The organism is uncultured Sphingomonas sp. (genome assembly GCF_964243315.1).
Lineage (GTDB): Bacteria > Pseudomonadota > Alphaproteobacteria > Sphingomonadales > Sphingomonadaceae > Sphingomonas.
The window spans coordinates 1-2,989 of record NZ_CAXTEM010000116.1; the positions used below are offsets into that span (position 1 = coordinate 1).

Below are 2,989 nucleotides of genomic sequence, written 5' to 3' on the forward strand. Positions count from 1 at the left end.
AGCATGAACCGCCGCATGGCGATGGGCGGCGACACCTCGCTCAACGTGCCGATGCGCGAGGATGGCGAGGGCCAGTGGCAGGATTGGCTGCAGGACGACGCGCCGCTCCAGGACAAGATCGTCGCCGACGCGCAGGAAGCCGACGTCCGCCACTCAATGCTGGTTTCCGCGATGGACGATCTCAACGACCGCGAGAAGCACATCCTGACCGAGCGCCGCCTGACCGACGATCCCAAGACGCTGGAGGAACTCAGCCAGGTCTATGGCGTCTCGCGCGAGCGGGTCCGCCAGATCGAGGTGCGCGCGTTCGAGAAGCTACAGAAGGCGATGATGCGCATCGCCGGCGAGAAGCGGCTGCTCGTCGCCGCCTGACGGTTGCGGATACCGGCCTGCCGCCGCTAGGAGCGACGGCATGGCCCGGTTTGCACTGCGTTGGTTGTTACGGATCGGGCTGGGCTTCCTCGTCCTGAGCTTGGGCGTGACCGCGATCTATCGCTTCGTCCCGCCGCCCTTCACCTGGACGATGATGGGGGACGTGCTCAACGGCCACGGCGTGACCAAACGCTGGATGCCGCTGTCGGAGATGGACCCCGACATGGCGCGCGCAGCCATCGCCGGCGAGGATTCACGCTTCTGCACGCATCATGGCTTCGACTTCAGGGCGATGGCGGGTGCCGCCTACCGCAACGCCAAGGGCGGCCGCATTCGGGGCGGGTCGACGATCAGCCAGCAGACCGCCAAGAACGTGTTCCTGTTCCAGGGCGGCGGCTATCTCCGCAAGGCATTCGAGGCCTATTTCACCGTCCTGATCGAGACGATCTGGGGCAAGCGCCGGATCATGGAAGTTTATCTCAACGTCGCCGAGACCGGGATCGGCACCTATGGCGCGGACGCCGCGGCGATCCGATACTTCCACCACAACGCCGACAAGCTCACCCCGACCGAGGCCGGCCGCATCGCCGCGGTCCTGCCACTACCCAAGAAGCGCGCAGCAATCGCCCCCCGCGGCTTCGTCCGCCGCCACGGCAACACGCTGGCACGGCATGCTAAGGTGGTGCGCAACGAACGGCTGGATGCCTGCCTTCGCTAGAGCATGTGTCTATAAGTAGAACCAGACGACCTTCCTCGTCATCCCCGCGCAGGCGGGGATCCAGACTGGCAAGCGTTGCGGCTTACCTACTGAAGCCAGCTTGTATGGATCCCCGCCTGCGCGGGGATGACGGGTTGAGCCAATCCAAGGCGATTATGCTCTAGATCGGCGCGCAGAGATGCGAAGGGCGCAAGAGATGTAAGCTTCGTCCGATAGCGCTCCTTCCCTCATCGCAAGCCGCAAGGATCACGGGACGAAGGACCGGATGAGGTCGCCGCAAACTCAACAACTCCGCGCCCTTCGCGCCTCCGCGCGAACCCGACTTCTTCGCCCCGGCCCCCGCCTCAGAACGGCAGCTTGAACCCCGGCGGCAGCGGCAGCCCGCTTGTCATCTTCGACATCTCCTGACCCGACACCGCATCCGCCTTGGCCCGCGCGTCGTTGAACGCCGCCGCAAGCAGATCCTCGAGCATCTGCTTCTCCGACAGCTGCATCAGCGAATCGTCGATCTTGATCGCGATGATCCGGCCCTTGGCGCTCGCGGTGACCTTCACCAACCCGCCGCCCGACGCGCCTTCGACCTCGATGGTGTCGAGATTGGCCTGCGCCTTTTCCAGCTCGCTCTGGACGTTCTGCGCCATCGCGAGAATTTCATCGAGGTTCTTCATGCGTTGCTCCGTTTGCCTGGCCAGTCTTCGAGTTCCGCATCGGGGAATGCGGCCATCGCGGCCTTGATCATGGGGGTTTCGAGTATCGCCTGCCGTGCCGCTTCTTCCGCGGCGCGTGCGGCTTCGCGCATGGTCGGCGCGCCCGGCGCGTCGTCCAGCGTGATCTTCCAAGGCTGCTCGGTCGCGCGCTTCAGCGCGTCGCCAATGTCGCGCAGCGTGTCCGCCGACAGCGGCCGCGACCCGCTCAGCACCAGTTCGGGCGGCGCATAGCGCACCACCCGCGCGGCATTGGCCAGATGCGCCGCTACCGCGAAGTGACCCTTGTCCTCCAGGAACGAGACGAGCCCGGCAAAGTCGGCCGGCGCCTGCCCCTGGTCGGCAGCCGCAGGCGCAAGCGCCGGCTGTGCCGCTGGTGCTACTGCTGCCAGCGCCGGTGCCACCACCTTGCCGCTCGCGATCTGCCGCGCGAGCTCGCCGGGATCGGGCAGGGTAGAAGCATGGATCGCGCGCAACAGCGCCATCTCCGCCGCCTCGATCGGCAACGTCGCGCGTGCGACCTCGTCATGCCCCTTCAGGAACAGCTGCCATAGCCGGTGGAGCGAAGGGTAAGACAGCGACGCCGCCCATTCGTCCCGCGCCGCGCGTTCCTCCGCAGGCTGCGCGGCGTCGGGCGGCGTGCCGACCTTCGCGAGCGTGATGCCGTGAACGGTCTCGAGCAGCGACCGGAACACCGACAGCGGATCGACGCCATAGTCATATTGCCGCCGCAGCGACGCCAGGGTCGCCGCACCGTCGCCGGCGAGGATCAGCGCCAGCAGGTCGCGCACCGCCCCGCGATCGGACAGGCCGAGCATCTGCCGCACCGCCTCCGCGGTGACGCCGCCGCCTTCCAGCCCGGCATGCGCGATCGCCTGGTCGAGGATCGACAGGCCATCGCGCGCCGACCCTTCCGCCGCGCGCGCGATCAGCATCAGCGCCTCGGGCTCGGCGACGACGCCTTCCTTGGTCGATACCACGAGGAAATGCTCGGCGAGCTTCTCCGCGGTGATCCGCCGCAGGTCGAAGCGTTGGCACCGCGACAGCACCGTCACCGGCACCTTGTTCACCTCGGTCGTCGCGAACAGGAACTTGACGTGCGCGGGGGGTTCTTCGAGCGTCTTCAACAAGGCGTTGAAGGCGTTCTTCGACAGCATGTGGACCTCGTCCACGATGTAGATCTTGAACCGCGCGG

The 2,989-nt window shown here is 66.7% G+C and carries 4 protein-coding genes; 2 read left to right on the top strand and 2 right to left on the bottom strand.

The window, feature by feature from the left end:
- Together ACFE77_RS16315 and mtgA are read left to right on the top strand one after the other, a co-directional pair.
- Positions 1–372, top strand: a 372-nt coding sequence (locus ACFE77_RS16315) for a sigma-70 family RNA polymerase sigma factor (protein ID WP_375422698.1), incomplete at its 5' end; no start/stop codon positions are given.
- Positions 373–412: 40 nt separating this feature from the next.
- A complete protein-coding gene (gene mtgA, locus ACFE77_RS16320) occupies positions 413–1,090 on the top strand; it encodes a monofunctional biosynthetic peptidoglycan transglycosylase (protein WP_375422699.1) in 678 nt (225 codons plus the stop codon).
- A gap of 344 nt (positions 1,091–1,434) precedes the next feature.
- On the opposite strand, the gene ACFE77_RS16325 is transcribed toward mtgA, so the two are convergent.
- A complete protein-coding gene (locus ACFE77_RS16325) occupies positions 1,435–1,758 on the bottom strand; it encodes a YbaB/EbfC family nucleoid-associated protein (protein WP_375422700.1) in 324 nt (107 codons plus the stop codon).
- On the bottom strand, positions 1,755–2,989 hold a 1,235-nt coding region (locus ACFE77_RS16330; RefSeq protein ID WP_375422701.1), incomplete at its 5' end, for a DNA polymerase III subunit gamma/tau. The genes ACFE77_RS16325 and ACFE77_RS16330, both read right to left, overlap by 4 nt.